At 73.7% G+C, this 780-nt stretch carries 1 pseudogene; it reads left to right on the forward strand.

Features of this window, described 5'->3' with window-relative positions:
• Positions 1 to 97 precede the first annotated feature (97 nt).
• Positions 98 to 780 (forward strand): annotated as a pseudogene (locus ACFPM7_RS30355) (hypothetical protein); the annotation flags it as partial.

The following is a 780-nucleotide window of genomic DNA, read 5'->3' on the forward strand; positions in this document are numbered from 1 at the left end:
CCGCCCTCCCGCTCTCCTGATCCCTTCCGCCCTTTCACCCCACCCGCTTCCGTCCACCCCCACGCCCTCCCTACCCGTCCCCGTGAACAGGACCGCCATGGAGATCAAGACCACCCTCGCCGCCGCCCACTCCCACGGCCCCGGCAAGCAGGTCGCCCCCGGCCCCTGGACACCCGCCCCCTCCCCCACCCACCCCCAGACCCCGCTCACCACCTGGGCAACCACCCCCCAGACCGAAGCCATCGCCGCCCTCCTGACCGACGTGGCCACCCCCGAGCGCTGGGAACCCTGGAACCCCTTCAACGACCACCGCGCCTACCCCTCCCCCCGAGCCGCCTACCTGGCCGACATCCACATCCAGCACCACTCCACCACCTGGCACTTCTCCCCCACCCACCGCGCCGTGTCCCGCACGTCCTCATCCCCCACATCCAGCGACCCCACCACCACTTCTCCCGACACCTCCCTCACCATCACCGCCCACCCCGACCGCCTCCCACCCGGCTACGGACCCCTAGCCGACGCCCTCGCCGAGCTGGAATCAGGCCACCTCATCACCGCCTTGACCGACCGCGCCCCCCACCACGGTCTCTCCACCACCCCCACCCCCGACGGCACAACCCTGCACCTGACGTACACCCCACCCACGACTCACACCCCACCCACGATCTCATCCCCCACCTCCCCAACCCCCGCCAGACTTCCCCGCCCCCGCGCCGGGATCGGCCCCCCGGGGCCCTCCCCCCCCCCCCCCCCCCCCCCCCCCCCCCCCCCCCCCCC

Source organism: Actinokineospora guangxiensis, assembly GCF_042657845.1.
GTDB lineage: Bacteria > Actinomycetota > Actinomycetes > Mycobacteriales > Pseudonocardiaceae > Actinokineospora > Actinokineospora guangxiensis.